22 protein-coding genes are annotated in these 24374 nt (G+C 62.1%); 10 read left to right on the forward strand and 12 right to left on the reverse strand.

What is annotated here, in order from left to right:
• Positions 1-45 precede the first annotated feature (45 nt).
• Positions 46-954 (forward strand): transcriptional regulator GcvA, encoded by a 909-nt coding sequence (gene gcvA, locus NE850_RS28625; protein ID WP_165185001.1) that lies wholly within the window; start codon positions 46-48, stop codon positions 952-954.
• A 69-nt stretch (positions 955-1023) separates the two neighbouring features.
• Here gcvA and NE850_RS28630 read toward each other — a convergent pair whose 3' ends face one another.
• From NE850_RS28630 to NE850_RS28655, 6 genes are all read right to left on the reverse strand, one after another.
• Positions 1024-1851 (reverse strand): ABC transporter permease, encoded by an 828-nt coding sequence (locus NE850_RS28630; RefSeq protein WP_007175909.1) that lies wholly within the window; start codon positions 1849-1851, stop codon positions 1024-1026.
• 38 nt (positions 1852-1889) lie between these two features.
• Entirely contained in the window at positions 1890-3143 is a 1254-nt protein-coding gene (locus tag NE850_RS28635; protein ID WP_165187354.1) for an ABC transporter permease, read from the reverse strand.
• Between the two features lie 37 nt (positions 3144-3180).
• The gene (locus NE850_RS28640; protein WP_165185004.1) at positions 3181-4227 is read right to left on the reverse strand and encodes an ABC transporter substrate-binding protein; all 1047 of its coding nucleotides are present in this window, start codon (positions 4225-4227) and stop codon (positions 3181-3183) included.
• Between the two features lies 1 nt (position 4228).
• Positions 4229-5410, reverse strand: coding sequence for an ABC transporter ATP-binding protein (locus tag NE850_RS28645; RefSeq protein WP_165185007.1), 1182 nt, complete (start codon positions 5408-5410; stop codon positions 4229-4231).
• A gap of 29 nt (positions 5411-5439) precedes the next feature.
• A complete protein-coding gene (locus tag NE850_RS28650) occupies positions 5440-6603 on the reverse strand; it encodes an SRPBCC family protein (protein ID WP_165185009.1) in 1164 nt (387 codons plus the stop codon).
• A gap of 182 nt (positions 6604-6785) precedes the next feature.
• Complete coding sequence (locus NE850_RS28655) at positions 6786-7712, reverse strand: LysR family transcriptional regulator (protein ID WP_007175904.1); 927 nt, start codon at positions 7710-7712, stop codon at positions 6786-6788.
• 263 nt (positions 7713-7975) lie between these two features.
• On the opposite strand from NE850_RS28655, the gene NE850_RS28660 reads away from it, so the two are divergent.
• From NE850_RS28660 to argE, 4 genes are read left to right on the forward strand one after another with little or no spacing between them, the layout of a single operon-like run.
• Positions 7976-9325 carry an NAD(P)/FAD-dependent oxidoreductase gene (locus tag NE850_RS28660; RefSeq protein ID WP_165185012.1) on the forward strand — a complete coding sequence of 450 codons (1350 nt, stop codon included), beginning with the start codon at positions 7976-7978 and terminating at the stop codon, positions 9323-9325.
• Positions 9326-9385: 60 nt separating this feature from the next.
• Positions 9386-9823, forward strand: a complete 438-nt coding sequence (locus NE850_RS28665; RefSeq protein ID WP_165185014.1) for a RidA family protein — start codon at positions 9386-9388, stop codon at positions 9821-9823.
• A gap of 10 nt (positions 9824-9833) precedes the next feature.
• Positions 9834-10511 carry a DUF1028 domain-containing protein gene (locus NE850_RS28670; protein WP_165185017.1) on the forward strand — a complete coding sequence of 226 codons (678 nt, stop codon included), beginning with the start codon at positions 9834-9836 and terminating at the stop codon, positions 10509-10511.
• Positions 10504-11670, forward strand: coding sequence for an acetylornithine deacetylase (argE, locus tag NE850_RS28675; RefSeq protein ID WP_165185019.1), 1167 nt, complete (start codon positions 10504-10506; stop codon positions 11668-11670). The genes NE850_RS28670 and argE overlap by 8 nt, the downstream gene beginning before the upstream one ends.
• Positions 11671-11767: 97 nt before the next feature.
• Here the strand turns inward: argE and NE850_RS28680 are convergent, their stop codons facing one another.
• A complete protein-coding gene (locus tag NE850_RS28680) occupies positions 11768-12115 on the reverse strand; it encodes a hypothetical protein (protein ID WP_165187357.1) in 348 nt (115 codons plus the stop codon).
• Positions 12116-12469: 354 nt separating this feature from the next.
• On the opposite strand from NE850_RS28680, the gene NE850_RS28685 reads away from it, so the two are divergent.
• Positions 12470-12790 carry a hypothetical protein gene (locus NE850_RS28685; protein ID WP_165187359.1) on the forward strand — a complete coding sequence of 107 codons (321 nt, stop codon included), beginning with the start codon at positions 12470-12472 and terminating at the stop codon, positions 12788-12790.
• Positions 12791-13221: 431 nt separating this feature from the next.
• Positions 13222-14373, forward strand: a complete 1152-nt coding sequence (locus NE850_RS28690) for a porin (protein WP_165185021.1) — start codon at positions 13222-13224, stop codon at positions 14371-14373.
• 139 nt (positions 14374-14512) lie between these two features.
• On the opposite strand, the gene NE850_RS28695 is transcribed toward NE850_RS28690, so the two are convergent.
• The 5 genes from NE850_RS28695 to zwf all read right to left on the reverse strand — a co-directional run bounded on the left by NE850_RS28695 (position 14513) and on the right by zwf (position 20588).
• Positions 14513-15046, reverse strand: a complete 534-nt coding sequence (locus NE850_RS28695; RefSeq protein WP_165185023.1) for a cytochrome b — start codon at positions 15044-15046, stop codon at positions 14513-14515.
• Positions 15043-16104 (reverse strand): catalase family peroxidase, encoded by a 1062-nt coding sequence (locus NE850_RS28700; protein WP_165185026.1) that lies wholly within the window; start codon positions 16102-16104, stop codon positions 15043-15045. Before NE850_RS28700 ends, NE850_RS28695 begins: the two co-directional genes overlap by 4 nt.
• A 238-nt stretch (positions 16105-16342) precedes the next feature.
• Positions 16343-18259 (reverse strand): bifunctional transcriptional regulator/glucokinase, encoded by a 1917-nt coding sequence (locus NE850_RS28705; RefSeq protein ID WP_165185028.1) that lies wholly within the window; start codon positions 18257-18259, stop codon positions 16343-16345.
• Complete coding sequence (pgl, locus tag NE850_RS28710) at positions 18237-18944, reverse strand: 6-phosphogluconolactonase (protein ID WP_165185031.1); 708 nt, start codon at positions 18942-18944, stop codon at positions 18237-18239. The genes NE850_RS28705 and pgl overlap by 23 nt, the downstream gene beginning before the upstream one ends.
• A 180-nt stretch (positions 18945-19124) precedes the next feature.
• On the reverse strand, positions 19125-20588 hold the full coding sequence (gene zwf, locus NE850_RS28715; protein ID WP_165185033.1) for a glucose-6-phosphate dehydrogenase: 1464 nt from the start codon (positions 20586-20588) through the stop codon (positions 19125-19127).
• Between the two features lie 541 nt (positions 20589-21129).
• Here zwf and NE850_RS28720 point away from each other — a divergent pair.
• The 3 genes from NE850_RS28720 (at position 21130) to NE850_RS28730 (ending at position 24361) form a co-directional block, all read left to right on the forward strand.
• Positions 21130-22377, forward strand: coding sequence for an ABC transporter substrate-binding protein (locus NE850_RS28720; RefSeq protein ID WP_310699710.1), 1248 nt, complete (start codon positions 21130-21132; stop codon positions 22375-22377).
• A 198-nt stretch (positions 22378-22575) separates the two neighbouring features.
• Positions 22576-23514: a carbohydrate ABC transporter permease gene (locus tag NE850_RS28725; RefSeq protein WP_007175885.1), complete on the forward strand. Its 939-nt coding sequence runs from the start codon at positions 22576-22578 to the stop codon at positions 23512-23514.
• Complete coding sequence (locus NE850_RS28730; RefSeq protein WP_007175884.1) at positions 23504-24361, forward strand: carbohydrate ABC transporter permease; 858 nt, start codon at positions 23504-23506, stop codon at positions 24359-24361. The genes NE850_RS28725 and NE850_RS28730 overlap by 11 nt, the downstream gene beginning before the upstream one ends.
• Positions 24362-24374: the final 13 nt, after the last annotated feature.

The following is a 24374-nucleotide window of genomic DNA, read 5'->3' on the forward strand; positions in this document are numbered from 1 at the left end:
ACAAACGAGTTAAATTGGGTGCTCGCGTTAGATAAACTCTTGTGAATGAAACGGGTATTGCCCCCGCTCAATGCATTGCGAGCCTTCGAGGCCGCAGGCCGACTCGGCAGCTTCAAGGAAGCGGCGGCCGAATTGCACGTGACTCACGGGGCGGTGAGTCAGCAGGTGCGCCTGCTCGAGGAATGGCTAGGCGCACCGCTATTCGAACGGCACAACCGGCGCGTGGTGCTCACCGCGGCGGCGAAGGCCTATCTGGGAGAAATCGGTCCCCTGTTCGAGCAGTTGTCGCAGGCAACCGCGAGATATGGTTTTCCGGAGACGGTCTCCCGCACACTCTCCGTGAATGCGCCTGCCACCTTCACATTGCGCTGGCTGGTGCCGAGACTGGCGAAGTTCCGCGCAGTGCATCCGGACGTGGACGTGAAGGTGGAGACGTCGAACGAGTCGGCGGAGAGTCTGAAAGATATCTATGACATCGTTATCCGGGGTGGTCCGGACACGTTCTACGGCTACTCGATGCGGCCTTTCCTGTCCGAGGAGCGGCTGCCGGTCTGTAGTCCGGCGCTATTGCAGCGACTGCCGCTTCGCACACCCGACGATATGCAGGAGCACACGCTGCTGCACACGTCGAGCCTTCCGCGTCTGTGGCCGGACTGGCTGGCGAGCGCGAAAATTCCCGCACTCAGGCCGGCTGCCGCTCTGACCTTCGACCATTTTTATCTGACGTTGCAAGCCGCCATCGACGGGATAGGCATCGCAATGGGGCCGACCGCGCTGGTATCCGACGATCTCGCGGCCGGCCGGCTTGTCGCGCCGTTCGCCGGCCCTCGTCTGCCGTCGCGGAGCTATTGCACTTATGTTCCGGAGGGGAAGTCCGCGGATGACCTGGTCGTGCTGTTCCGCTCCTGGCTCGAACGCGAGGGGATGTGCTCACGAGCGGAGACGAACCTCTGACCGGAAACGCAGCCCTGCGTCGCGACAGCAGGATTGCCCGAGCAGCCGGACACGGCGTGGCCCCGAGCGTCAGGTAAGAGCGCTGCTGGCCGCGGCCGCACGGCCGCGCAACCAGTTGATGCTCGCGAAGAGCAGCACGGCGAATACGATCAGCATCGTTGCCACGGCGAGAATCGAAGGGTCGATCGAATCGCGAATGCCGCTCCACATCTGCCGCGGCACGGTGGTTTGATCCGGGCCGCCAATGAACAGAATGACGATCACTTCGTCGAACGAAGTCGCGAATGCGAAGACGCTGCCGGTGGCGACAGCGGGCATGATGAGCGGCAGCGTGACGCGCCGGAACGTGACCCAAGGCGCTGCGCCTAGCCCGGAAGCGGCGCGCAACAGGCTTTGATCGAACGAAAGCAGCGACGCCGTCACGGTGATCACCACGAACGGCGTGCCGAGCGCCGCGTGCGCGAGCACCACGCCGGGATACGAGTTCACGAGGCCGAGCGGCGCGAAGATCAGATAGAAGCCCGCGGCGACGACCACGATCGGCACGATCATCGGCGAAATGATGATCGGCATGATCAGCGAGCGCAGCGGAAACTGCGCGCGCGAAAGGCCCAGCGCGGCGAGCGTGCCCAGACACGTGGCGATCAGTGTGGATGCCGCGCCGATGCCGATGCTGTTCAAAAGCGACCGTTGCCAGTCCGCGCTCGTCAGCGCCTGCTCATACCAGCGAAAAGAAAAGCCCTGCATCGGGTACGAGAAATACGAGCCCGAATTGAATGAGAGCGGGATGATCGCGAGAATCGGCGCGATCAGAAAGAAAAGCACGACCGCCGTATGCAGCCGCACCCAGCGCGTGGCGATGCGTTCCGTCAGCACCTTGTTGCGTTGTTCTTGCATGTCGTTCCTTCGTCGTATGCGCGTGTTTCGACCGAGGCTCAACCGAAGCGCAAGCGGTCGATACCGACGATGCGGTTGAACAGGAAATAGAAGATCGCCGTGAAGATCACGAGGTAGGCCGAGAGTGCGCCGGCGAGCCCCCAGTTGAGCTGCGTATTGGTCTGTATCGCGATGAGCTGGCTGATCATCTCGTCGCCTGCGCCGCCGAGCAGCGCGGGCGTGATGTAGTAGCCGAGCGCGAGCACGAATACGAGGAAGCAGCCTGCGCCCACGCCCGGCAGCGTCTGCGGAATGTAGACGCGCACGAACGCGGTGAACGGATGCGCCCCGAGCGATTGCGCGGCCCGCACGTAGACGGGCGATACGCTTTTCATCACCGAGTAGATGGCGAGAATCATGTACGGCAGGAGCACGTGCGTCATGCCGATGAGCACACCCGTGCGGTTGAAGATGAGCGGCAGCGGATGCGTGGCGAGCCCGAGACCCGTCAGCAGACTGTTGATGACGCCGCCCGGTTGCAGCAAAACGTACCATGCAGTCGTGCGTACGAGCAGCGAGGTCCAGAATGGCACGATCACGAACAGCATCAGGCGGTTGCTGCTTTTCGCGGGCAAGTTCGCGAGCAGCCATGCAACCGGATAGCCGAGCACGAGGCACAGCAGCGTGACCGTGGCGCTGATCGAGATCGTGCGCGCAAAGGCCTGCCGATAGATCGACGCATTGTCCGGCACGAACGCGACCGAGCCTTGCTGCGTGACTTGCGCATCGACGGCGGCGAGCAGATAGTCCGGCGTTGGCGACGCGGCGGCGCGCTTCAGCAGGCGCCAGATTTCCGGCGAATTCCAGCGTTCGTCGAGTTCGATGAGCGCCGGTTTCCATGCGGGCGGCGCATCGGCGGGAAGTTGGCGCGCGGTGCGCATCAACAGGCTGCGGAACTCGGCCTGGTCAAAGTTCAGCCGCCGCGCGACGGTGCCGAGCTGTCCGCTCTGCTGCGCCTCGCGGAGCCCCGCGGCGAGCAGGGCGAACATGGGCTCGTCCGGCACGCCGCGGCCGTCCCACGCGTCGAGCGCGCGCGTGAGCGCCGGCATGCCGTTGGACATCTCGTGGTTCTGCACGCTGCGCGCGAGCAGCAGCGCGATTGGTGCGATGAACGTCGAAACGAGGAACACGATCAGCGGCAGCGCGAGCAACAGTGCCCGCACCGACGCGCGGCGGCGCGCCTTCTGAAATGACGCGCCGCCGTCGGCTCTCGTCGGAGAGCCGACGGCTGTGGCGCGGGCCGAAGCGGGCATGCTGGTAGTCACGTTGGGCTCTCGTCGGACGATGGGGTTACTGCGTCAGCCACACCTGGAAGCGCTTGTTGATCTGGTCCGCGTTGTCGGCCCAGAAGGTTGCGTTGATCTGCAACGCGCGCTTGAAGTTCTGCGGTGACGTCGGCAGATCGGCGAGCCGCTGCTTGTCGACGAGCGCGATCGCGTCCTTGCGCGGCGGCGCATAGGCGATGTATTTCGACAGGTCCGCATATGCCTTCGGCTGCGACGCCGAGACGATGAACTTCGCGGCGTCGTCGGCATGTTTCGCGCCGGTCGGCACGCCCCACCAGTCGAAGTCGTAGACCTGTGCGTCCCAGACGGCCTTGAACGGCTTGTTGTCCTTCTTCGCAGCGTCGTCGATGCGGCCGTTGTAGGCCTGCGTCATCACGACCGCGCCGTCCGCGAGTAGTTGCGGCGCCTGCGCGCCCGACTCCCACCACACAATGCTCTTCTTGATCGTGTCGAGTTTCTTGAATGCGCGATCCACGCCGGCGGGCGTGCCGAGTACTTTGTAGACATCCTTGGGATCGACGCCGTCGGCGATCAGCGCCCATTCCATCGACACCTTCGGCGACTTGCGCAGACCGCGCTTGCCGGGGAATTTCTGCAGATCGAAGAAGTCGTTGACGGTGGTCGGCGCGGTCTTGAGCTTGCTGGCATCGTAGGCGTAGACCGTGGACCAGACCATGCTCGCGACCGCGCAATCGCTGATCGAGCCGGGGATGAAGTCGCTCGTCTTGCCGAGCGACTTCTTGTCGAATTTCTGCAGGAGGCCTTCGTCGCAGGCGGTGATCGCGTCGTTTGTTTCGAGGTCGATCAGGTCCCACGTGGTGTTCTTCGCCTGCTCCATCGCGGAGAGCTTGGCGAGGCCGCCGTCATACGATTCGGTCGAAAAGCCGATGCCGGTAGCCTGCGTGAACGGCTCGAAATAGGCCTTCTTCGCGGCCGCTTCATACGCGCCGCCGAAGGTCACGACGGAGAGCGTCTCCGCTGCCTGGGAGGCCGCGGCGGTGAACGCGAGCACGGCGAGTGCGGCGCATTGTGCTTTGAGGTTGTTGCGCATATCAGTTGGCTCCTGCGGCTGCTGTAGTGATGATGGAAGGTGAAGGCGGTGTGGATACCTGGAGCGCGGGCGCGCTGCGTGGCGAGCTCGCCGCGAGAATCTTGCAGTCGTCGTGGCGCCACGCGATTTCGATCTCGCTGCCAGGCGAGGGCAGCGCGTGGCGCTGCGTGTTGGGCACTTTTACGACGATGGAATCGCGCGAGCCGAGCTTCAGGTGCACGCGATGATGGTCGCCGCAATACACCAGTTCCTCGACGCGCGCGCGTACCACGTTGCTGTGCTCATCGACCTGAATGCCTTCCGCGCTCGGGATATGCGCGCGTTCGGGGCGCAACGCGAGCATCGCTTCGTCGTCCGCGCGCAGGCCGGGTTCGCAACGGCCGCGAATCACGCTGCCGTCCGACAGCGTGAGCGTCGCCCAGTCGTCGCTCACATTGACGACGCGCCCGGTCAGCCCATTGTTCTCGCCGACGAAATTAGCGACGAAGGCGTTCTGCGCGTTCTCATAGAGTTCGCTCGGCGTGGCGGCCTGCTGGATACGGCCATCCGAGAACACGGCCACGCGATCGGACATGGTCAGCGCTTCGGCCTGATCGTGCGTCACATAGACGATCGTGAGCGACAGTTCGCGATGCAGGCGCATGATTTCGTATTGCATGGTTTCGCGCAGGCGCTTGTCGAGCGCGCCGAGCGGCTCGTCCATCAACACGACGCTCGGCTCGAACACGAGTGCGCGGGCGAGCGCCACGCGCTGCTGCTGGCCGCCCGAGAGTTGCACGGGGCGCCGGTTCGCCAGATGCGGCAACTCGATCATGTCGAGTGCGCGTTTTACGCGCGTCTTCTGCTCGGCGCGGCTTACGTGGCGAACGGAGAGCGGAAACGCGACGTTCTCCGCAATCGTCAGATGCGGAAAGAGCGCGTAGTTCTGAAACACCATGCCGATGTCGCGTTGATGCGGCGGCTTGTCGTCGAGCCGGCGGCCGTCGAGACGGATCTCGCCGTGCGTGGGCGATTCGAACCCCGCGAGCATCATGAGCGTCGTCGTCTTGCCCGAGCCGGACGGACCGAGCAGCGACAGGAATTCTCCCTTGCGCACGTCGAGGTTCAAATCGTCGACGACATATTGCGTGCCGTCGTACGTTTTGCTCACGCCCGAGAACGAAATGAAGGAAGGGTTTGACATCGTAATTGCGTCCTGTCGATGAAGCGGGTTCAATGCGTGCCGAGCTTGGTCGCGGCGATTTTGCTCACAAGGTAGCGCGCGAAGTCGTAGTTCGGGCGTTCGAGATGGCTCAGGTGGCCGGGCCGCGCGAGCGGCGCGTGTACGCCGCGAAAGACTGCTTCCACGCCGCGTTTGTCTTCCGCGTTCACTTCGTCGAGCAGTTTCTTCAGCGTCGTCATGTGCGCGTTGGCCTCGGGATCCGCGATGAACTCCGGCGCAAGCCCGCCGCCGAAGCGGATATGCACGCGTCCCACACCTTGAGGCTGCAACACCAGATACCAGAAGTAACCCGGTGTGAGCGTGACGAGATGCGTCGGATAGATTGCGAGCAGTGCCGTAGTTTTGCGCCAGTGTCCCGTGAGACGCGTGTTATCCGGATGCGCATTGCCGATCGGCAAGCTCGCTTCCTTCGTGATCCAGTGATAGTTGAAGGCGGGATAGCCCGGCGGGCATTCCATTTCCTCAAGCCGCGAATGCGGCCCTACCGTCGCGCGATGCAGCATCGGCAGGTGATAGCTCTCCATGAAGTTTTCCGCGAGGATCTTCCAGTTCGTGTCCCACACGTGCTCTTCATAGAAGGTTTCAATGTAGTCCGACATACCGTATGCGCCGACCAGCTCGCTCAAGCTGGCGAGCTGCAAGTGAACGGGCGGCGCGTTTTCGTCGAGAGTCACGTAGAGCCAGCCTTGCCATTCTTCGCAGCGTACGGCGGGCAGCTTGTAGGCCTCCTTGCAGAAGCCTTCTTGTCGATCCATCAGCGGCGCGCCTTGCAGCGCACCGTCCAGCGAATAGTTCCACGCGTGATAGGGGCACACGACGCGACGCACATTGCCGCGCCCTTCGAGCAGTACCGACATGCGATGCAGGCACACATTCGACATTGCCTTGAGTTGCATCTGTTCGTCGCGCAAGATGACGATGGGTTGCGCGCCAATACGCGTCGTCAGGTAATCGCCGGGTACTTTGAGCGCACTGGCGCGGCCGACGCATTGCCATTCGCGCTCGAAGATTGCGCGCTCTTCCAGTGTGAGAAATTCGGGCGACGTATAGACACCGGGCGGCATTGCATGCGCGTCGCTGAAGGGTCGCTCGCAACCCGTCTGCAACTCGTCGACAAGCGCTTGCACTGCAATCGTCCTTGCCGGGTTGGTCATGGTGTCCTCCTGGATTCATCGCGGTAAGAGCGCGCCAGCACGAGGCTTGCTAGTGCAGCGCTCAACATGGACACCAATCTATCAAGCCAAATTGCAAGCCAAAATATTGTTTTCAGATACAGATCAAAGTTTTTACCTATGCAAGGTGCACCGGCTCGAAACGGGCGAGCACGCTTTGCCGATCAATCGTCGAGATGCAGCCGCCGGATATACGTCTCGCAGAACGACGCGAAGCGATGCACCACCTGGCGTGGTTTCATCGTGCGCGATTGCGCGATGCCGAGCATCGTCGCGTTGACATTGTCTTTGAAGCGTTTAATGACGAACTCTTCTCCATCCACGGTGCGATTCGATTTGAGTGGGAAGTTGAGCAGGCTATAGCCGAGGCCGTTGGCCACCATGCCGCGCACAACTTCCGGCTGCGACGAACGGAACGCGGGCACGGGGCGGTTGCCCACCGCATCGAAGAGCGCGGCGAAATACTCGCGACTGTGCGGCAGATCGAGCATCACATACGGCTCGGGCAGAAGGTCTGCGAGCGATACCTTGCGGGCACGCGCGAGGCGGTGCGTTCTCGGCAGGATCGCGTAGGGCGGCAGCGAGAGCAGCGGCGTGAACGCAATATCCTCCGTCAAATCGAGGCTATAGGTGAGGGCGATGTCGAGCGAGCCGTCGTGCAGGCCGCGCAACAGCCCATCCTGATGCGCCTCGACAGTGCGGAACGAGATACCCGTGTGCTCGGCCGTGAAGCGGCTGATGAGCCGCGGCATGAGCGGCGGCGCGAGCGAGACGAGGCAGCCGAGCGCGATGGCGCCTGTCATGCCGCCGTCCATTTCCTTGGCGGCCATCTGCAGTTCTTCCGCGATCTTCAGCAGATTGCGCGCTTGCCCGAGCAGATCGCGCCCCGCTTGCGTGAGCGAGAGACCGCTCGCGTGATGCCGTATGAAGAGTTGCACGCCGAACGACACTTCGAGGTCCGCAAGCGCTGTCGAGATCGACGGCTGCGAGATGTGCAGACGCTTCGCGGCGGCCGTGAAAGACAGCGCTTCCGCGGTGACCACGAAATAACGCAACTGGCGCAGCGAGTAGCGCAGGGGGTGGCTCTCCATCGACTTATGCTCCCTGTTCGAGGCCTTCAATGGATGGGATTGTGGGGTGGTCAAAAAGGCATGCATAGGAAAATCCGATGCTATGCATTTTTTAAATATATTTTTCAGATTCCGGCCGGGCGCGTAGATTTTCACGAGCACGAACGGCCCAAGGCGGCACGCGCCACCGCAAAACACGACTGGGTCCGCCACGGTTGCGAGCGTTCGAAGGCCGCGAAGCCGCAACCGAATCGAAACATTCCGTCTTTCAGAAGGACACAGCCATGACAGTGGAAACAACGTCAATCGATACGCTGGTGGTCGGCGCCGGCCAGGCCGGCGTCGCCATGAGCGAACACCTGAGCAGGCTCGGCGTGCCGCACCTCGTCCTCGAGCGCGCCCGTATCGCCGAGCGCTGGCGCACGGGACGTTGGGATTCGCTGGTTGCCAACGGCCCCGCATGGCACGATCGTTTCCCCAATCTCGAGTTTGCCGATGTCGACCCGGACGCTTTCGCGCCGAAAGAGCAGGTCGCGGACTATTTCGTCGCTTATGCGAAGAAATTCGATGCGCCGATCCGCACCGGCGTGGAAGTGAAGAATGTCGTGCGCAATGCAGGGCGGCAGGGCTTCACGATCGAAACGTCGGAGGGCACGATCGAGGCCAATCGCGTGGTGGTCGCGACCGGACCTTTCCAGCGCCCGGTCATTCCGCCGATCGCGCCGCAAGATTCGAGTCTCACGCAGATTCATTCCGCCGACTATCGCAATCCGGGGCAATTGCCCGAAGGGGGCGTGCTGGTCATAGGCGGCGGATCGTCGGGCGTGCAGATCGCTGACGAGTTGCAACGTGCGGGCAGGCGCGTTTATCTGTCGGTCGGCGCGCATGACCGTCCGCCGCGCGCTTATCGCGGCCGAGACTTCTGCTGGTGGCTGGGCGTGCTCGGCGAATGGGACGCGGAGGTCATGAAACCCGGCAGGGAACACGTCACCATTGCGGTGAGCGGCGCGCGTGGCGGCCATACGGTGGACTTCAGGCGTCTCGCGAATCAGGGCATCACGCTGGTCGGATTGACGAAATCGTTCGACAACGGCGTGGCGATCTTCGAAACGAATCTCGCGGAGAACATCGCGCGCGGCGACGAGAACTATCTGTCGCTGCTGGACGCCGCCGATGCCTATGCTGCCCGCAATGGCCTCGATCTTCCGGAGGAACCCGAAGCCCGCATCATTCCTGCTGATCCCGAGTGCGTGACGCAGCCGTTGCACGATCTCGATCTGGCGAAAGCCGGCGTGACGTCGATTGTCTGGGCGACCGGCTATGCACTCGATTTCAGCTGGTTGAACGTCGACGCTTTCGATGAAAAGGGTAAGCCGAAACATCAACGCGGCGTGGCAAAAGAGCCCGGCATCTATTTCCTCGGTTTGCCCTGGCTGTCGCGCCGCGGTTCCGCGTTTATCTGGGGCGTGTGGCACGACGCGAAGCACATTGCCGATCACATCGTCACGCAGCGCAAATATCTTGCCTATTACGACGACTCGCAACGCCATGCACAGGGCGGCAGCGAGGAAAGCACCGGCAACACGTCCCACGATTCACGCGTTCACAAAGTCAGCGAGTTGGGCGTGAATTGATGTGTATGCTTCTTTAATCCGCGATCCGTATCCGTTTCTCCCTAGCATTGAGGTGCATTGATGAGCCAACCCACGCACACCCGTATCCGCATGTTCAACACGAAGGATACGTATCCGAACCAGACGCTCGACAACGATCTTTGTCAGGCCGTGCGCGCCGGCAATACCGTTTATGTGCGCGGTCAGGTGGGCACGGATTTCGAAGGCCGCCTGGTCGGCCTCGGTGATCCGCGCGCCCAGGCCGAGCAGGCAATGAAGAACGTCAAACAGTTGCTCGCGGAAGCGGGCAGCGATTTGTCGCACGTCGTCAAGACCACGACGTTTCTGACCGACATCCGCTACCGCGAGCCGGTCTATCAGGAAGTCGGCAAGTGGTTGAAGGGCGTGTTTCCTATTTCCACCGGCCTGGTGGTGGTCGCGCTCGGTCAGCCGCAGTGGTTGATGGAGATCGATGTCGTCGCGGTCATTCCGGATGGATGGACGCCGCCGACGGCCTAAGGAGCGGGACATGACATTCTCTATCGTCGGACGTTGTCCCGAATCCGGGCAGCTTGGAATCGCTATCAGTTCGTCCAGCATCGCGGTGGGCGCCCGGTGCCCGTGGGTTCGCGCAGGCGTGGGCGCGGTGGCGACGCAGAACGTCACGCTGCCAGCGCTCGGCCCGCAGATTCTCGATCTTCTGGAGAACGGACAATCCGATCCGGCCGCTGCGCTGGAGCGCGCGCTTGGCGCGAACGAATGGAGCGAGTACCGGCAGGTGACGGTGATCGATAGCCAGGGCCGCACAGCTTTCTTCAGCGGCAAGGAAGCGTTGGGCACGTATCACGCCGTGGCCGGCAAGCAATGTGTGGCCGCGGGCAACATGCTCGCCGGCGTCGAAGTAATCGAGGCGATGGTTCCGGCGTTCGAGCAGGCAACGGGCACGCTCGCCGATCGCTTGCTAGCGGCCATGCATGCCGCAATGGCGGCCGGCGGCGAAGCCGGGCCCGTGCATTCGGCGGCGCTCAGTATTGTGGGCGAACCGAGTTGGCCGATCGTCGATTTGCGGGTCGATTGGGCGGATGACGATCCCCTCGGCCAGCTCGACCATCTATGGCAGGCATATCGGCCGCAGATGCAGGATTACGTGACCCGGGCGCTGAATCCGACTGCCGCGCCCAGCTACGGAGTGCCAGGCGATGAATGACCGATCCAGCCGGGCGCTGCTGGAACAACTGATCGGCTTCGCCACGGTCAGCCGCGAGTCCAATCTGGACATGATCGAATTCATTCGGGATTACCTCGGGGAACTCGGAGTCGAGAGCGAGTTGTTCTACAACGCCGAGCGCACCAAGGCGAATCTGTTCGCGACCATCGGTCCGCGTGAGCGTGGCGGTATCGTGCTGTCCGGTCACACCGACGTGGTGCCGGTCGAAGGCCAGGCGTGGACCGTCGACGCATTCTGCCTTACCGAACGCGACGGGCGGCTCTATGGCCGCGGCACGGCCGACATGAAGGGCTTCATCGCTTCGGTGCTGGCGGCAGTGCCTGTGTTTCTTGAGCGCGAACTGAAGCTGCCGGTCCATCTCGCCTTTTCGTACGACGAGGAAGTGGGATGCCTCGGCGTGCGGCCCATGCTGGCGGAACTGGAGCGGCGCCCGCATAAGCCGACTCTGTGCCTGATCGGCGAGCCGACCGAACTCAAGCCGGTGCTGGGTCACAAGGGCAAGCTGGCGATGCGTTGTCACGTGAAAGGCGCGGCTTGCCATTCGGCTTATGCGCCGTACGGCGTCAATGCCATTCAATACGCGGCGCGCATGATCGGCCATCTGGAAGAGATTGGCGAGCAGTTGGCGCGGCCCGAGCATCACGACGAGCGATTCGATCCGCCGTTCTCGACCGTGCAGACGGGCGTGATCAAAGGCGGCCGTGCGCTCAACATCGTGCCGGCCGAATGCGAATTCGACTTCGAAGTGCGGGCGCTGCCCGGCTATAACGCCCACGAGGTAGCCGACGAGTTGCAGACCTACGCCGAAGCCGAATTGCTGCCGAAGATGCGCGCCGTGAAGTCCGATACCGACATCCGTTTTCAGTCGCTCTCCACCTATCCGGGATTGGCCACTTCGCCCGATAGCGAAGCGGCGCGTCTGCTGGCGCTGCTCAGCGGTTCCACTGAGTTCGGCACGGTTGCGTTCGGCACCGAGGGCGGGCTCTTCGATCAGGCTGGCATTCCCACGGTGGTCTGCGGGCCGGGGAGCATGGACCAGGGGCATAAGCCCGACGAGTTTGTCACCGTCGAGCAATTGCGCCGTTGCGACGCGATGCTGATTCGTCTCGCGGACTATCTGTCGGCCGAGGTTGCTTGAGGTTCTGTCCAGGGCCAGTGGAGCAACCGGACCGAAAAATGAGCTGCGACGGTATCTGTCCGCGGAGCATGGGTACTCCCGGCGGGCAGAGGCCCGATCATTTCTTTGCCGGCCGTTGCTGCGACTTCTTGCTAGCGCTCGTATCGTCCGTCTCGCGCAGCGCCGCGTTGGCCGTGACCAATAATGCTGCGTCGTGGTTACGCAGCGCCTCGTCCACTGCGTCGAATGCCTTCTTTAGCTCCTTCTGCCCAGGCTTCGTGGCATTGCCGCCTTGCGAAATGGCATCGGCTTCCTTTTTCAATCGTCTTACGAGTTTCGCAGCAAACCGGCTGTCTAGCGACCTGTTCTCGACGAACGCCTTGATCTGAGCCGTCAACGCTATCAAAGCCTGTTCAGTTGTTTCATTCGAGTCGCCGGCGTCGTCGGAAAACGATTTCTTGCTCATCAAAACTCTCCAAATTGTGTTTGCTCTCGACGAGCAGGGCAACGCGAAAGCGTAAATTCGCGAGCTGGAATGCGCCGGCATGCCAGCCGTCGCTTGCGCGAAGACATGGAGTACAGGGGCGAATGGGGCGTGTGATTACTGAGGAGCCTTCATGGCGCGTTTTTTACTTATATCAGAACTGCGAGCGCACGAGTGCACAGTTCGTCTTCCAGTCTATAGGTAGTCTGCTGCGTCGCAATAGAGGGCGTGGTAAAAATGTCGAATGGTTGGATGTCACAATTTTGAAAAATATTCGCCTGTGCGATTATGGATCGACCAGCTTTTGATCTGAAGATCATGATCCACGGGGACTCCATGAGTAGCCATGTGCTCATTTGGGCGGCGGTGCCGCACAACAGTGACGGCGTCGTCTTCCAGGTTCGTATTGCCCACGGACTTCAACGTTTCCACGTGTCGCGCCGCGTGCTCGAGGACGTGTTCGACCTGGAGTCGCCGGCTTCGGATGCGACCCAGCTCGAACTCTTCTATACGTTTCTGGAACGTATTCTGGTTCTGGCCGGCAAGAAACGCTCGATTGCCCGCTCGGGCACGGTTGCACTTCAGGCAACGGACTTCATTCCACGGGACAAAAAGGAAAGTGGGTCGAATCTACAGGCAAGCGCATTGCAACTCTGAATCGGTTCACGCGATGTCGCGATGAGTCGTCCATTAGCCTTCCATTAGCTGTCCCAGATGACCGCCGGTATGGCGAATAAGTGCTGCAATCTGGAAAGGTCTGTTACACGGCGTAGATAAATCGCCGTGAGCGGGTTCGCGCAAAAGCTGTTGTAAACCTCTCTGACCACGCTCGGCAGTAGCGTGCGATCCACGGGACGCTCAAGCGCAAAGCGCCGTCCAGAAAGGGTTTGCGCGGTAACTCCCGTGTCTGGCTAAATGTTCAGTACACCATTCTATCCACCCGAGCCGACTCTCCCGTTAATTCGCCAATAACACAATCGACGATTTCTATATAACAAGAGATCATTTCCGCTACAGCGGACAGACTTCTAGCATCGACTCCCTCTAATGGCATATCCCGCAATATCAACATCTTTCCGGAGTCAACCTTGACCAAGAAGCTTGTCTTGGGCGCTACTGTCGCGGCGAGTCTGATCGCTCCGCTCGCGCATGCCCAGAATTCAGTCACACTCTACGGCCTGATCGACGCCGGACTCATGTACACGAATAACGTCAAGAAAGGGTCTTCCCAAGGCTCTCTCATTCAGGCGACGAGCGGCAACATCAACGGGAGTCAGTTCGGCGTGCGCGGCAACGAGGATCTCGGCGGCGGACTTCATGCAGTCTTCGTGCTCGAGAACGGGTTCAACATCCAGAATGGCAAGCTCGGGCAGAACAACCGTCTGTTCGGCCGCCAGGCTTACGTTGGTATCGACAGTGCCCAATACGGGACGCTGACGCTTGGCCGCCAGTACGACTCGGGTGTCGACTTCGTGGCGCCGTTATCCGAAGTGGCTTCGTCGTTCGGAAAGACAGGCTTCTCGCACCCATTCGACAACGATAATCTGGACTACTCTGTCCGCATCAACAACGCTGTCAAGTTCAATAGCCACAGCATTGCAGGTTTGAAGTTTGGAGGACTTTATGCGTTCTCCAACAGCACGGACTTCAGTTCGAATCGCGTATACAGCGTTGGGGCAAGCTACGGGCAGGGGCCGTTAAACCTGGCGGCCAGCTACCTGCAGATCAATGGATCGAACAGCGCGAATACCTCCGGCGCAATCGACACCGCCGAATCGACAGCAAACGGCACGGGCGGATTCCAGCTCGGCGCGGACGTGCAGCGCGTGGCCGCCGCCGGCGTGAACTACGCGTTTGGCCCCGCTGTGCTCGGCTTTGTGTATTCGCATAGCCAGTATCAAGGTACGAAGTCATTTGGGTCGGCTGGCGGCACGGTGCGCTTCGACAATTTCGAAGTGAACGGCCGTTATGCGCTGACGCCGGCTCTGAAGGCGGGCATCGCTTACGTCTACACGGACGGCCATGTGAGTCACACGACGACCTACGGCGCAGACCCCAAATGGAATCAGGTTAATGCGCAACTGATCTATTCGCTTTCAAAGCGAACCGATGTCTACGCGGAAGGCATGTATCAGCACGTGAGCGGCAAGCAGTACGTTGCGTTTGTCAACACATCGGGCGGCGCGTCGTCGAGTGCCAACCAGGTGGTCGGAACCGTTGGATTACGGACCCGGTTTTAAACTATAAGGCTCGTCGACCGTTCTCCGTCAACGCGAGACACGAGACACGAGGCCTGGCGCTCGGCGGCGGCTTCCGGCCGCCACCGAGCGCCTTTCGCCGACGCGACTCTTCGAATCAGGCGCAGTGCACCTGCGTCTCTCACCGCCAGGGCGCCATCGCCTGGAACACACCGTCACGCCTGACCAGTGCGTGTAACAGCGCCGCTGCCAGATGAAGCACGATCAGCGCAAAGAAGCACAGCGCGAGGGCCCGGTGCGCGTTCCATAGCAACGTGTGCAACCCGTTGCTATGCGGCAGGATGGATGGCAAGTGCACCCCGAACACCACGACGGGATAGTCCGCGGCCGACAGCATGCCCCATCCGATCAGCGGAAGTCCGATCATCAGCAGATAGAACGCAAGATGCGACAGGTGGGCGGCGAGTTTCATCGGTTCCGGCATCGATGCCGGCAGCGGCGGCGCGCCGCGCGTCAACCTGAGCACGAGGCGAATCACCGCCAGCACGAGAATCACGATACCGAGCGGCTTGTGGATGGACACCAGCGAAAGATAGTCCGGGCGAATGGTGGACACCATTCCGACACCGATGAACAGCATCGCCAGAATGCAAATCGCCATGAGCCAGTGAAGGGCGCGCTGCAGCGGCGTGAAGCGATCGTGGGTCGGGGTCATGGCGTGGCTCCTTCCGCCGGATGGTGCGGATAGTCCTTATCCTCGGCGGTCCGCCGATTGAACGACACGGAATAGGCGGCTGAGCGCGCGGCGGGAAACGGGTCGTCCGAAACATGCATGCCTGGCGGCAGCACGGTGGGATCGAAGTTGAGATCGCGACACGGCCCGTCAGCCTCGGGCTCGATCGCGTTGACCACCAGCGTCCCCGCCTCGACCTTGCGCCGATCCTCCGGCCAGGCTTTGCTGGGGTCGGCGGTCGGGTCGCCGGGATTGGCGACCGTGACGACCAAAGTCCATCGTTGCGGTCCGCTTTGCACCCGCTGCGTAATATCCGCGGCGAGGAAGTCGGCGGCACGTGCTTTCAACTGGTCGGCGGGTACGGCCTCGGGCTGCGCGGCGGGCACGAAGGACCAGCGCACCGCCTGGTCCTCTCCCGCGGCATTGGTGAAAATGAAGCTATTGAGGCTGTTGTACCGTTCCTGTGCATACGAGCCCGTCCATGGCGCGCTGCCGGCCCACGCGACAAAAGCGCCGAACTCCGGGTGCGCAGCGGCAAAGTTCTTCATGGCGTCCGGGTCGGTCTTGTCGGCCGACGCCTCGAGCAGAGCGTAGAAGGCCTGCGGCGTGGCGACCGGGAAGACGGGGGCGTCGATCATCGCCGAGCGCCATTCGCTTCTGTCCGGCGCGACGATACGCAGACTCAGGCCGCGTACCCGCACCGTGGCGTCCGGGGCCTTGGGGTCCGCCGTGGCGAGGTTGAAACGCCCCGTGACCGGATACGAGCCAGGCGCGAACATCGGCGCCCTGGACAGGGCCGCGGCCGCGCCATTCGATTCGAAGTTGCCGGTAAAGCAGATGCCCTTGGCATGATTGCGCCGGAAGCCGAGCGCCGCGCCGCCCGGCGGCGCCAGGCCGTTGACGATCTTTGCCGGCGTCAGGCGCCCTGGCGAAAGCCAGCCGGCCGTATAGGCGAAGGCCGCGACCAGCGCGGCCACGATGACTGCAATCAGAAGCAGCGAACGGACTGCGGACGTACTGGATGTCGGTCTGTCGGCCATCGATCTCTCCCGATCAATGATTCGGCTGAATGGAAATCTAGCAGGGTGGCGACAATAGTGCCATTGATTGATCAATCGTGCCTGGTCGCTGCCAGGCGTCGTAATGCGCGAACTCCTGGTGCGGGGTCGCCATGTGCCTTTGGTTCTGCACGCTCAAGGGAACGCCGAAAAAACTTCAAGGAAAGGCCGGCGCCGCGGGCAAGACAACTTCCGCCGCGGCGCAGCCCATTCCCCAACATCAATCCCGCGCCGAAGAAGCCGCGCCGTGGCTTAGCCAATCCAGCACGGCGGTCGCATCGTCGTCCGCGCCTTGCCGCGCCCTGGCGACCGTCTCCGCCACGTCGGCGCTCGGCACCGCACGACGGATCGCCACCCCGACCGCAAGAATATCGATCATCACCAGATGCAGAATCCGCGAAATCATCGACAACTGCGACTCGCGAATTTCGATGTGATCGGTTTCGAGCGCAACCGTGGCCCGCTTGGCCAAAGGCGTATTGCTCGACGTGATCGCGATCACCTTGGCGCCGGCCTGCATCGCTACATCCAGCACGCGCAGCAGTTCAGGCGCGCGCCCCGATTTGGACACCGCCACGATCACATCGCCCTTGCCGAGCAATGCCGCCGACGCCGCCTGCATGTACAGATCGCCGTACGCAATCGTCGGAATGCCGAAACGGAAGAACTTGTAGTGCGCGTCCTGCGCGACGATGTTCGAATTGCCGAGGCCATAGAACTCGATGCGCCGCGCGCCGTTCAGCAGATCGATGGCCCGCTCTACGTGCTCGAAGTTCAGATGCTCGCGCAACTGCAGGATCGCCGACACGGTGTTGTCCAGCACCTTCGCGCCGAAGTCCGTGGCCGTGTCGCCCAGATGCACCTGGCTGTGGCTCACCGGAATCGTGCCGGTCAAGCCCGTTGCCAGCTTCAGCTTGAAATCGGACAAGCCCTGGCAGCCGAGCGAACGGCAGAAGCGGATCACGGTAGGCTGACTCACGTCGGCCTTGCGCGCGATATCGACGATCGGATCGTTGATGATCGAACGCGGGTGATTCAGCGCGAGATCGGCCACGCGGCGTTCGGCTGGCGTCAACGCATCGCGCATCTGGCGAATCCGCTCGAACACTGCCGATGAACTGCCGCCCGCGCGGTTCGACAACTGTTCGGCGAGAATTGCCGAGACGCCGAGGAAGGCGGGATATTCGGCGGTAATCACATACGTCGGCACATTCTGCAGGTACGCCTCGAAGCGGCCCTTGGCTTCGAAGCGCTTGCGAAAAGACGAGCGGGCGAAGAGCTCGCCAAGCCGCGGCACCACGCCGCCGCCGATATAGATGCCGCCCAATGCGCCGAGCGTCACCGCGATATTGCCGGCGAAGGTGCCGAGAATGCCGCAGAACACGTCGACGGATTCGGCCGCGAGCGGCTCGCCTTCCATCGCGCGCTTGACGATCTCGATCGTATCGACGTTGGCCGCCACGCGCTTCTTGTCGCGGCCCGCGAGCGCGCGGTAGATCACTTCGATGCCCGGACCCGCGGCCACGCGTTCGAACGACACGTGCGACCACTTCTTGCGCGCGTATTGCAGCACGATGTCTTCGCGTTCGTCGGCCGGCGCGAAGGTGGCGTGGCCGCCCTCGCTGCCGAGCGCGATCCAGCGGTCGTCGGCGGGAATCAGGCCGGACACGCCCATGCCGGTGCCCGGCCCGAGCAGGCCGATCACGCTGTTCGGCCGGCGCGTGCCGCCGCCCACCTGCACGCGTTGCGCGTCGGTGAGGCCGGGCAGTGCCATGGCCAGCGCGGTGAAGTCGTTCACCACCAGCAGCGTGTCGAAACCGAGCGCGCGGCGCGTGGCTTCGATCGAAAAGCTCCAGTCGTGGTTCGTCATGCTTACCTGATCGCCGTCGACCGGGTTCGCAATCGCGATCGCCGCGTGATTCACGCGGCCGATCTTGGTGTCCTTCAGATACCTCTTGATGACTTCGGCAACACCCGGATAGTCCGCGCACGGATAGACCTTCACCGAGCCGATTTCGCCCGGACTCGCCTCCAGCGCGAAGCGCGCATTGGTGCCGCCGATATCGGCCAGCAGCCTGGGTCCATCGGCGTGCTGGCCCGCGCCCGGAGCAGCCTTAGTTTGCACACCAGTAGACATCGAGTCTCACTCCCTTGTCGTTTGCCAACTGTGAGATGGCATTTTTTTGTAGCGCAGCGGTGGCGGCATTCAGCACGTCCATCTTGCGCGGTCCTGCAATCAGCAAAAACAGATGCTTCACTTCCTTCAATGCGGACATCGACCAGCTCACGCGCGCATGCGGCGCGCTGCCGGGATGCACGGCAACGAAGCGCTCGGCGGTGGTGATCGCATGATCCCATTCGGGCGAGTCGGCAAAGATCGACGCGGTGTGGCCGTCTTCGCCCATGCCGAGAATCGCGACGTCGGGCACGCTGCTAAAACGCGCGTCGGCATTCAGCGCGGCGACATGCGCGTTGATATCCTGCGTGGTGTCCACGAGCGGCCAGAACGCGGCGTTCTTCGCGGCGTTCTGCAATAGCGTGGCGCGTACCAGTTGCGAGTTGCTCGCGCTGTCCGTTTCGGGCACCCAGCGGTCGTCGACCAGCGTCACGGCAATGCGTGCCCAGTCGAAGGACTGCGTGGACAACGTCTGCAGGAACGGGCGCGGACTGCTGCCGCCGGACACTGCAAGCATTGCCGGGCGCGCGCCGGTGGTGGCACCGGCGGCCTGTGCGGCGAGCGACGCATGCAACGCGTCGCCAACCGCTTTCGCCAACGCGTCGGACTGGGCGCGTTGATCGTCGAAAGCGTGAAGCTCGATCACTTCTCCTCCGTGCTGCTTTCTTGTTGGATCTGCCGAATGTGCCGTCCTGCTCTCACGCGATGCCTGCAAGATGGATGACTTGCAGGCGCCCTCGTGATACCGGCGCCATTCCGTTCAGTTCGTCGGTGGGTCTTACAGGCGCCACGCCATGTTCCGTGGAATACGACGTGGCGCCGCGATTCAATTCTCTTCTTCGAGCCAGCAGGTGCCGTGCTGTGCCAGCATCGCACTCGATGCGGCCGGTCCCCACGTGCCCGAAGCATACGGCTTGGGCGGCTTGTTCGACGCCTTCCATTCGTTCAGGATCGGTTCGACCCAGCGCCAGGCGGCTTCCTGCTCGTCGCGCCGCACAAACAGCGCGAGGCGGCCGTTGATCACGTCGAGCAGCAGACGCTGATACGCTTCCATCTGTCCTTCGCGGAAGAACTGGTCGAACGCGAGGTCGAGGTGGACGCTGGCGAGATTCATGCCTTCGCCGGGCTGCTTCGCGAGACAGTAGAGGCGAATGGTCTCGTTCGGCTGCAGGCGGATCACCAGGCGATTCGCGCCGGCGCGCAGCGCGGAGGCGCCCAGCGCCGAATGCGGCACGGGGCGAAAGTTCACCACGATCTCGGCGACGCGATCGGCCAGCCGCTTGCCGGTGCGCAGGAAAAACGGCACGCCGGCCCAGCGCCAGTTTTCGATCTCGACCTTCAGCGCAACGAAGGTTTCGGTCGTGCTGTCCGGCCTGACGCCAGGCTCCGTTGCGTACGCCGGCACGGAAGTGCCGCGAATCACACCCGAATGATACTGGCCGCGCACGGCCACCTTGCCGATATCGCGCGGATCGATAGGTTTGAGCGCACGCAGCACGCGCAGCTTTTCGTCACGCACCGAATCCGAATCCATGGAATGCGGCGGCTCCATCGCGACGATGGAGAGCAATTGCAGCAAATGGTTCTGCACCATGTCGCGCAGCGCGCCGGTATTGTCGTAGAAGTCGCCGCGCGCTTCCACGCCGAGCTCTTCCGCGATCGTGATCTGAATGCTTTCGACCCACTCCCGGCGCCACAGCGGCTCGAACAGCGCATTGCCGAAGCGCAGCGCCAGCAGATTCTGCACCGGCTCTTTACCGAGGTAGTGGTCGATCCGGTAGATCTGTTCTTCAGCGAAGATTTCGCCGACCGCATCATTAATTGCGTTCGACGACTTGAGGTCGTAGCCGAGCGGCTTTTCCAGCACGATGCGGGCGTTCGCATTCAATCCCACCGACGCGAGCGCGTGGCAGATCGGCACGAACAGCGACGGGCCGGTGGCCAGATAGAACACGCGGATGCCGGGCAGATCCTGAATGGCGTCGCGCAGCAGCGCGAAGTCGTCCGGGTTGCCGAGGTCGATCTTCACGAACTCGATGCGCTTCAGAAAGCTCGCCCATGCCGCTTCGTCCACACCGTTCTTCGACACATGCGGTTTGACGTGCTCGTTCACCCACTGCAGATATTCGCTGCGATCCGCCGCGTGCCGGGCCACCGCGAAGATCTTGCCGCTGTCGGCCAGCATGCCGCCCGCACGATGTGCTTCAAACAGTGCCGGCAGAATCTTGCGCATCGACAGATCGCCGGTTCCGCCGAAGAGAACGAAGGTGAAGCTTGAATCGGTTTGCATGAGTCTCCGTCGATTGTCCTGGGGCCGCGGAAAGTGAGTGGAAGCGCGACCGTAGTCCGATAAAATTTTTTTTGACACTGAATTGTAGTTTAACTACAATCCAAATCAAGAGGTAGCGCTAATTCGATGAAAAAAGCGTGCGCTGTGAGTCAAGATGCGCGTTTTCCCGAATCGGCAGGCGTCCCCTGCATGTTAACGGACATTGCGTGCCGGCACTTGCCAGCATGCCCGGCGGACCTTGCGGAAAGTCGGGCGGTTGAGCGGCCGGCAGGGTCTGCCCCAAGTTGACGTGCAAGGCACCTCGAGTCTGCCGCGCGCGACGCGGGCAGGCAAAAATCAAAAGAGGAGACAGTCAGTTGCATCCCGAACCACTCATCTCTTGAGCTTCCAGCGGCCGGACATCGGTCCGCCGGCACATGCCTCGCGCATGCGCCCGACCGTGCTCGATCGCCCAGTGTTTTGCCTGTTTGAACCAACCACAGCACCCTGGCGACATCAGGGGCCATTTGTTTTTTGTTCAGGTGTCTGGAGGAGATAAGCAATGAAATTTCGCGCGATCATGGGCGCTTTGTGCGCCGCAGGTCTGATGTGTGGCGTCTCGGCGGTGCAGGCTGCCGAGTCGATCGAAGTGTTGCACTGGTGGACCTCGGGCGGCGAATCGAAAGCCGTCGGCGTCCTCAAGGACGACATGACGAAGCAGGGTTACACGTGGAAGGACTTTGCGGTTGCGGGTGGCGCGGGCGCGGCTGCCATGACGGCACTCAAGACGCAGGTGATCTCGGGCAACGCGCCGAGCGCCGCGCAGATCAAGGGTCCGCTGATCCAGGACTGGGCGCAGCAAGGCGTGCTGGTGCCGATCGACGCGGCCGCCGGCGACTGGAAGAAGAACCTGCCGCCGGAAATCGACAAGATCATGCATGCGGACGGTCACTACGTCGCCGCACCGTTCTCGGTGCACCGCGTGAACTGGCTGTACATCAACAAGGCAGCGCTGGACAAGGCGGGCGGCAAGGCGCCGACCACGTGGCCTGAATTCTTCGCCGTCGCGGACAAAATGAAGGCCGCGGGCATCCAGCCGATCGCGATGGGCGGCCAGCCATGGCAAGACCTGACGCTGTGGGAAGACGTCGTGCTGTCGCAAGGCGCGGACTTCTACAAGAAGGCGCTGGTGGACCTCGACGAAAAGACGCTGACCTCGGACAAGATGGTCGGCGTATTCGACACGGTCCGCAAGATTCAGGGTTACTTCGACGCGGGCCGCACGGGCCGTGACTGGAACCTGGCAACGGCGATGGTCATCAACGGCAAGGCCGGCATGCAGTTCATGGGCGACTGGGCGAAGGGCGAATTCGCCAACGCCGGCAAGAAGTCGGGCTCGGACTACATCTGCGCCGCTGTGCCGGGCACGGAAAAGTCGTATACGTTCAACGTCGACTCGTTCGTGTTCTTCCAGCAGAAGGGTGCGAAGGCGGCCACGCCGGGTCAACTCGCACTGGCCAAGACGATCATGTCGCCGGACTTTCAGGAGCAGTTCAGCCTGAACAAGGGTTCCATCCCGGTTCGCCTGGGCGTGTCGATGGCCAAGTTCGACGACTGCGCGAAGAAGTCGTACGCGGATGAACAGGTGGCGATCAAGTCGGGCGGCTATGTGCCTTCGCTGGCACACGGCATGGCGCAACCGGATGCAGCAGCCGGCGCGATCTCGGACGTGGTCACGAAGTTCATGAACTCGCAGCAGGATTCGAAGAGCGCAGTTGCCGCGCTCGCGAAGGCAGCGAAGACCAAGTAGTCGCGTCAAGCGATGCGGCGCGCCCGGCGGTTCAGCAACGGGCGCCGGGCGCGCCCTTCGTGTCGCCGGTTGCCGGGCTGTCTAGCTCGCATCGGCAGGCGGCTTTACCTGGTTTCATAGAGTCACACCTATGCCGTTGCGGCTTCGCGTTTTTCAGCGTGAAGGTGCCGGCGGTACAGTTTCAGCAGGAGTCGAGTAGTGACTGCTTCTATCAGCGGAAACGGGAAACCGGCCACCGCCACCCGCCGCGTGTCGCCCATGGCGGCCCTTGCCGATCGCTGGATTCCGAAGCTGGTGCTCGCACCCAGCGTCGTGATCAGCCTGATCTTCGTGTACGGCTTCATCGCAATCACCGGCTATCTGTCGCTGTCCAATTCGCGGCTGATGCCTCGTTATGAATTTGTCGGTCTCGATCGTTATCGCGAACTGTTCGATAACGACGTGTTCTGGACGTCGGCTGCGAACCTCGGCTGGTTCGGCATCCCGTTCATCGGTATCTGTATCGGCCTGGGTCTGTTTCTCGCGATCCTGCTCGATCAGCAGATCCGCAACGAAGGCGCGCTGCGCGCCGTGTTCCTTTACCCGATGGCGCTGTCGTTCATCGTGACGGGTACGGCGTGGCAATGGATCATGACGCCGAGCATCGGCCTCGAAAAGGTGTTTCACGACTGGGGCTGGACGAGCTTTTCGTTCAGCTGGCTGGGCGACCCGGACAAGGCGATTTTCTGCGTCGTGATCGCGGCCGTGTGGCAGTCCACCGGTTTCGTGATGGCGCTGTTCCTCGCGGGCTTGCGCGGGGTGGACGGGGAAATCTTCAAGGCCGCGCAGATGGATGGCGCGGGCTTGCCCACCATCTATCGCAAGATCGTGATTCCGAGCATGCGCCCGGTGTTCTTCTCCGTGCTGCTGATTCTCTGCCACATCACGATCAAGACGTTCGATCTGGTGGTCGCGTTGACCGCGGGCGGTCCTGGCACGTCTTCGTCGCTGCCGGCCATTTTCATGTACACGTTTTCGTTCAATCGCGGGCAGCTGGGCGTCGGCGCGGCATCGTCGATGATGATGCTCGCCACCGTCGTAGCCGTGCTCGTGCCGCTGATGTATCTGGAATCGAGGAGCACCCGCAATGCAGCCTAAGATGACGATCAGCCGTGCCGTCATTTATGCGGCCTTGATTCTGTTCGCCCTGTATTTCCTGTTTCCGCTGTATGTGATGCTGTCCACGTCGTTCAAGGACATCGACCAGCTGCGCACCGGCAATCTGCTCACGCCGCCCACGCACTGGACCGTCGATCCGTGGATCAAGGCATGGAGCGGTGCCTGCACGGGAGTGCGCTGCGACGGCATGCAGCCCTTCTTCATGAATTCGGTGCGGATGGTGATTCCGGCCGTGCTGATCTCGTCGATCATCGGCGCGTTCAACGGGTATGTGCTCACGCACTGGCGTTTCCGTGGCGCTGACCCGATCTTCACGATGATCCTGGTCGGCTGCTTCATCCCGTTCCAGGCCATCCTTCTGCCGATGGCGCGTTTCGAAGGCTTTCTCGGCCTGTCGAACACGACGACCGGTCTGGTGGTGGTGCACGTGATCTACGGTATCGCCTTCACCACGATGTTCTTCCGCAACTTCTACGTCAGCATTCCGGCCGAGCTCGTGAAGGCGGCGCGTATCGACGGCGCGGGTTTCTTCACGATCTTCACGAAGATTCTGCTGCCGGTCTCGCTGCCGATTTTCATGGTGTGCCTGATCTGGCAATTCACGCAGATCTGGAACGACTTCCTGTTCGGTATCGTGTTCTCCGGTGTCGATTCGATGCCGATCACGGTGGCGCTGAACAACCTCGTAAACACCTCGACCGGCGTGAAGGAATACAACGTGGACATGGCCGGCGCGATCATCGCCGCACTGCCTACGCTGCTGGTCTACATCATCGCCGGGCGCTATTTCGTGCGCGGCCTGACGGCCGGCGCGGTGAAGGGCTAGACGCCAGGCTAAA

Source organism: Paraburkholderia sp. USG1, from assembly GCF_031570135.1.
Lineage (GTDB): Bacteria > Pseudomonadota > Gammaproteobacteria > Burkholderiales > Burkholderiaceae > Paraburkholderia > Paraburkholderia dioscoreae.

Bases quoted from the DNA above. Each gene is read 5' to 3' on its own strand.
- gcvA (WP_165185001.1), top strand. From the start codon at position 46: ATGAAACGGGTATTGCCCCCGCTCAATGCATTGCGAGCCTTCGAGGCC.
- NE850_RS28630 (WP_007175909.1), bottom strand. From the start codon at position 1,851: ATGCAAGAACAACGCAACAAGGTGCTGACGGAACGCATCGCCACGCGC.
- NE850_RS28635 (WP_165187354.1), bottom strand. From the start codon at position 3,143: ATGCCCGCTTCGGCCCGCGCCACAGCCGTCGGCTCTCCGACGAGAGCC.
- NE850_RS28640 (WP_165185004.1), bottom strand. From the start codon at position 4,227: ATGCGCAACAACCTCAAAGCACAATGCGCCGCACTCGCCGTGCTCGCG.
- NE850_RS28645 (WP_165185007.1), bottom strand. From the start codon at position 5,410: ATGTCAAACCCTTCCTTCATTTCGTTCTCGGGCGTGAGCAAAACGTAC.
- NE850_RS28650 (WP_165185009.1), bottom strand. From the start codon at position 6,603: ATGACCAACCCGGCAAGGACGATTGCAGTGCAAGCGCTTGTCGACGAG.
- NE850_RS28655 (WP_007175904.1), bottom strand. From the start codon at position 7,712: ATGGAGAGCCACCCCCTGCGCTACTCGCTGCGCCAGTTGCGTTATTTC.
- NE850_RS28660 (WP_165185012.1), top strand. From the start codon at position 7,976: ATGACAGTGGAAACAACGTCAATCGATACGCTGGTGGTCGGCGCCGGC.
- NE850_RS28665 (WP_165185014.1), top strand. From the start codon at position 9,386: ATGAGCCAACCCACGCACACCCGTATCCGCATGTTCAACACGAAGGAT.
- NE850_RS28670 (WP_165185017.1), top strand. From the start codon at position 9,834: ATGACATTCTCTATCGTCGGACGTTGTCCCGAATCCGGGCAGCTTGGA.
- argE (WP_165185019.1), top strand. From the start codon at position 10,504: ATGAATGACCGATCCAGCCGGGCGCTGCTGGAACAACTGATCGGCTTC.
- NE850_RS28680 (WP_165187357.1), bottom strand. From the start codon at position 12,115: ATGAGCAAGAAATCGTTTTCCGACGACGCCGGCGACTCGAATGAAACA.
- NE850_RS28685 (WP_165187359.1), top strand. From the start codon at position 12,470: ATGAGTAGCCATGTGCTCATTTGGGCGGCGGTGCCGCACAACAGTGAC.
- NE850_RS28695 (WP_165185023.1), bottom strand. From the start codon at position 15,046: ATGACCCCGACCCACGATCGCTTCACGCCGCTGCAGCGCGCCCTTCAC.
- NE850_RS28700 (WP_165185026.1), bottom strand. From the start codon at position 16,104: ATGGCCGACAGACCGACATCCAGTACGTCCGCAGTCCGTTCGCTGCTT.
- NE850_RS28705 (WP_165185028.1), bottom strand. From the start codon at position 18,259: ATGTCTACTGGTGTGCAAACTAAGGCTGCTCCGGGCGCGGGCCAGCAC.
- zwf (WP_165185033.1), bottom strand. From the start codon at position 20,588: ATGCAAACCGATTCAAGCTTCACCTTCGTTCTCTTCGGCGGAACCGGC.
- NE850_RS28720 (WP_310699710.1), top strand. From the start codon at position 21,130: ATGAAATTTCGCGCGATCATGGGCGCTTTGTGCGCCGCAGGTCTGATG.
- NE850_RS28730 (WP_007175884.1), top strand. From the start codon at position 23,504: ATGCAGCCTAAGATGACGATCAGCCGTGCCGTCATTTATGCGGCCTTG.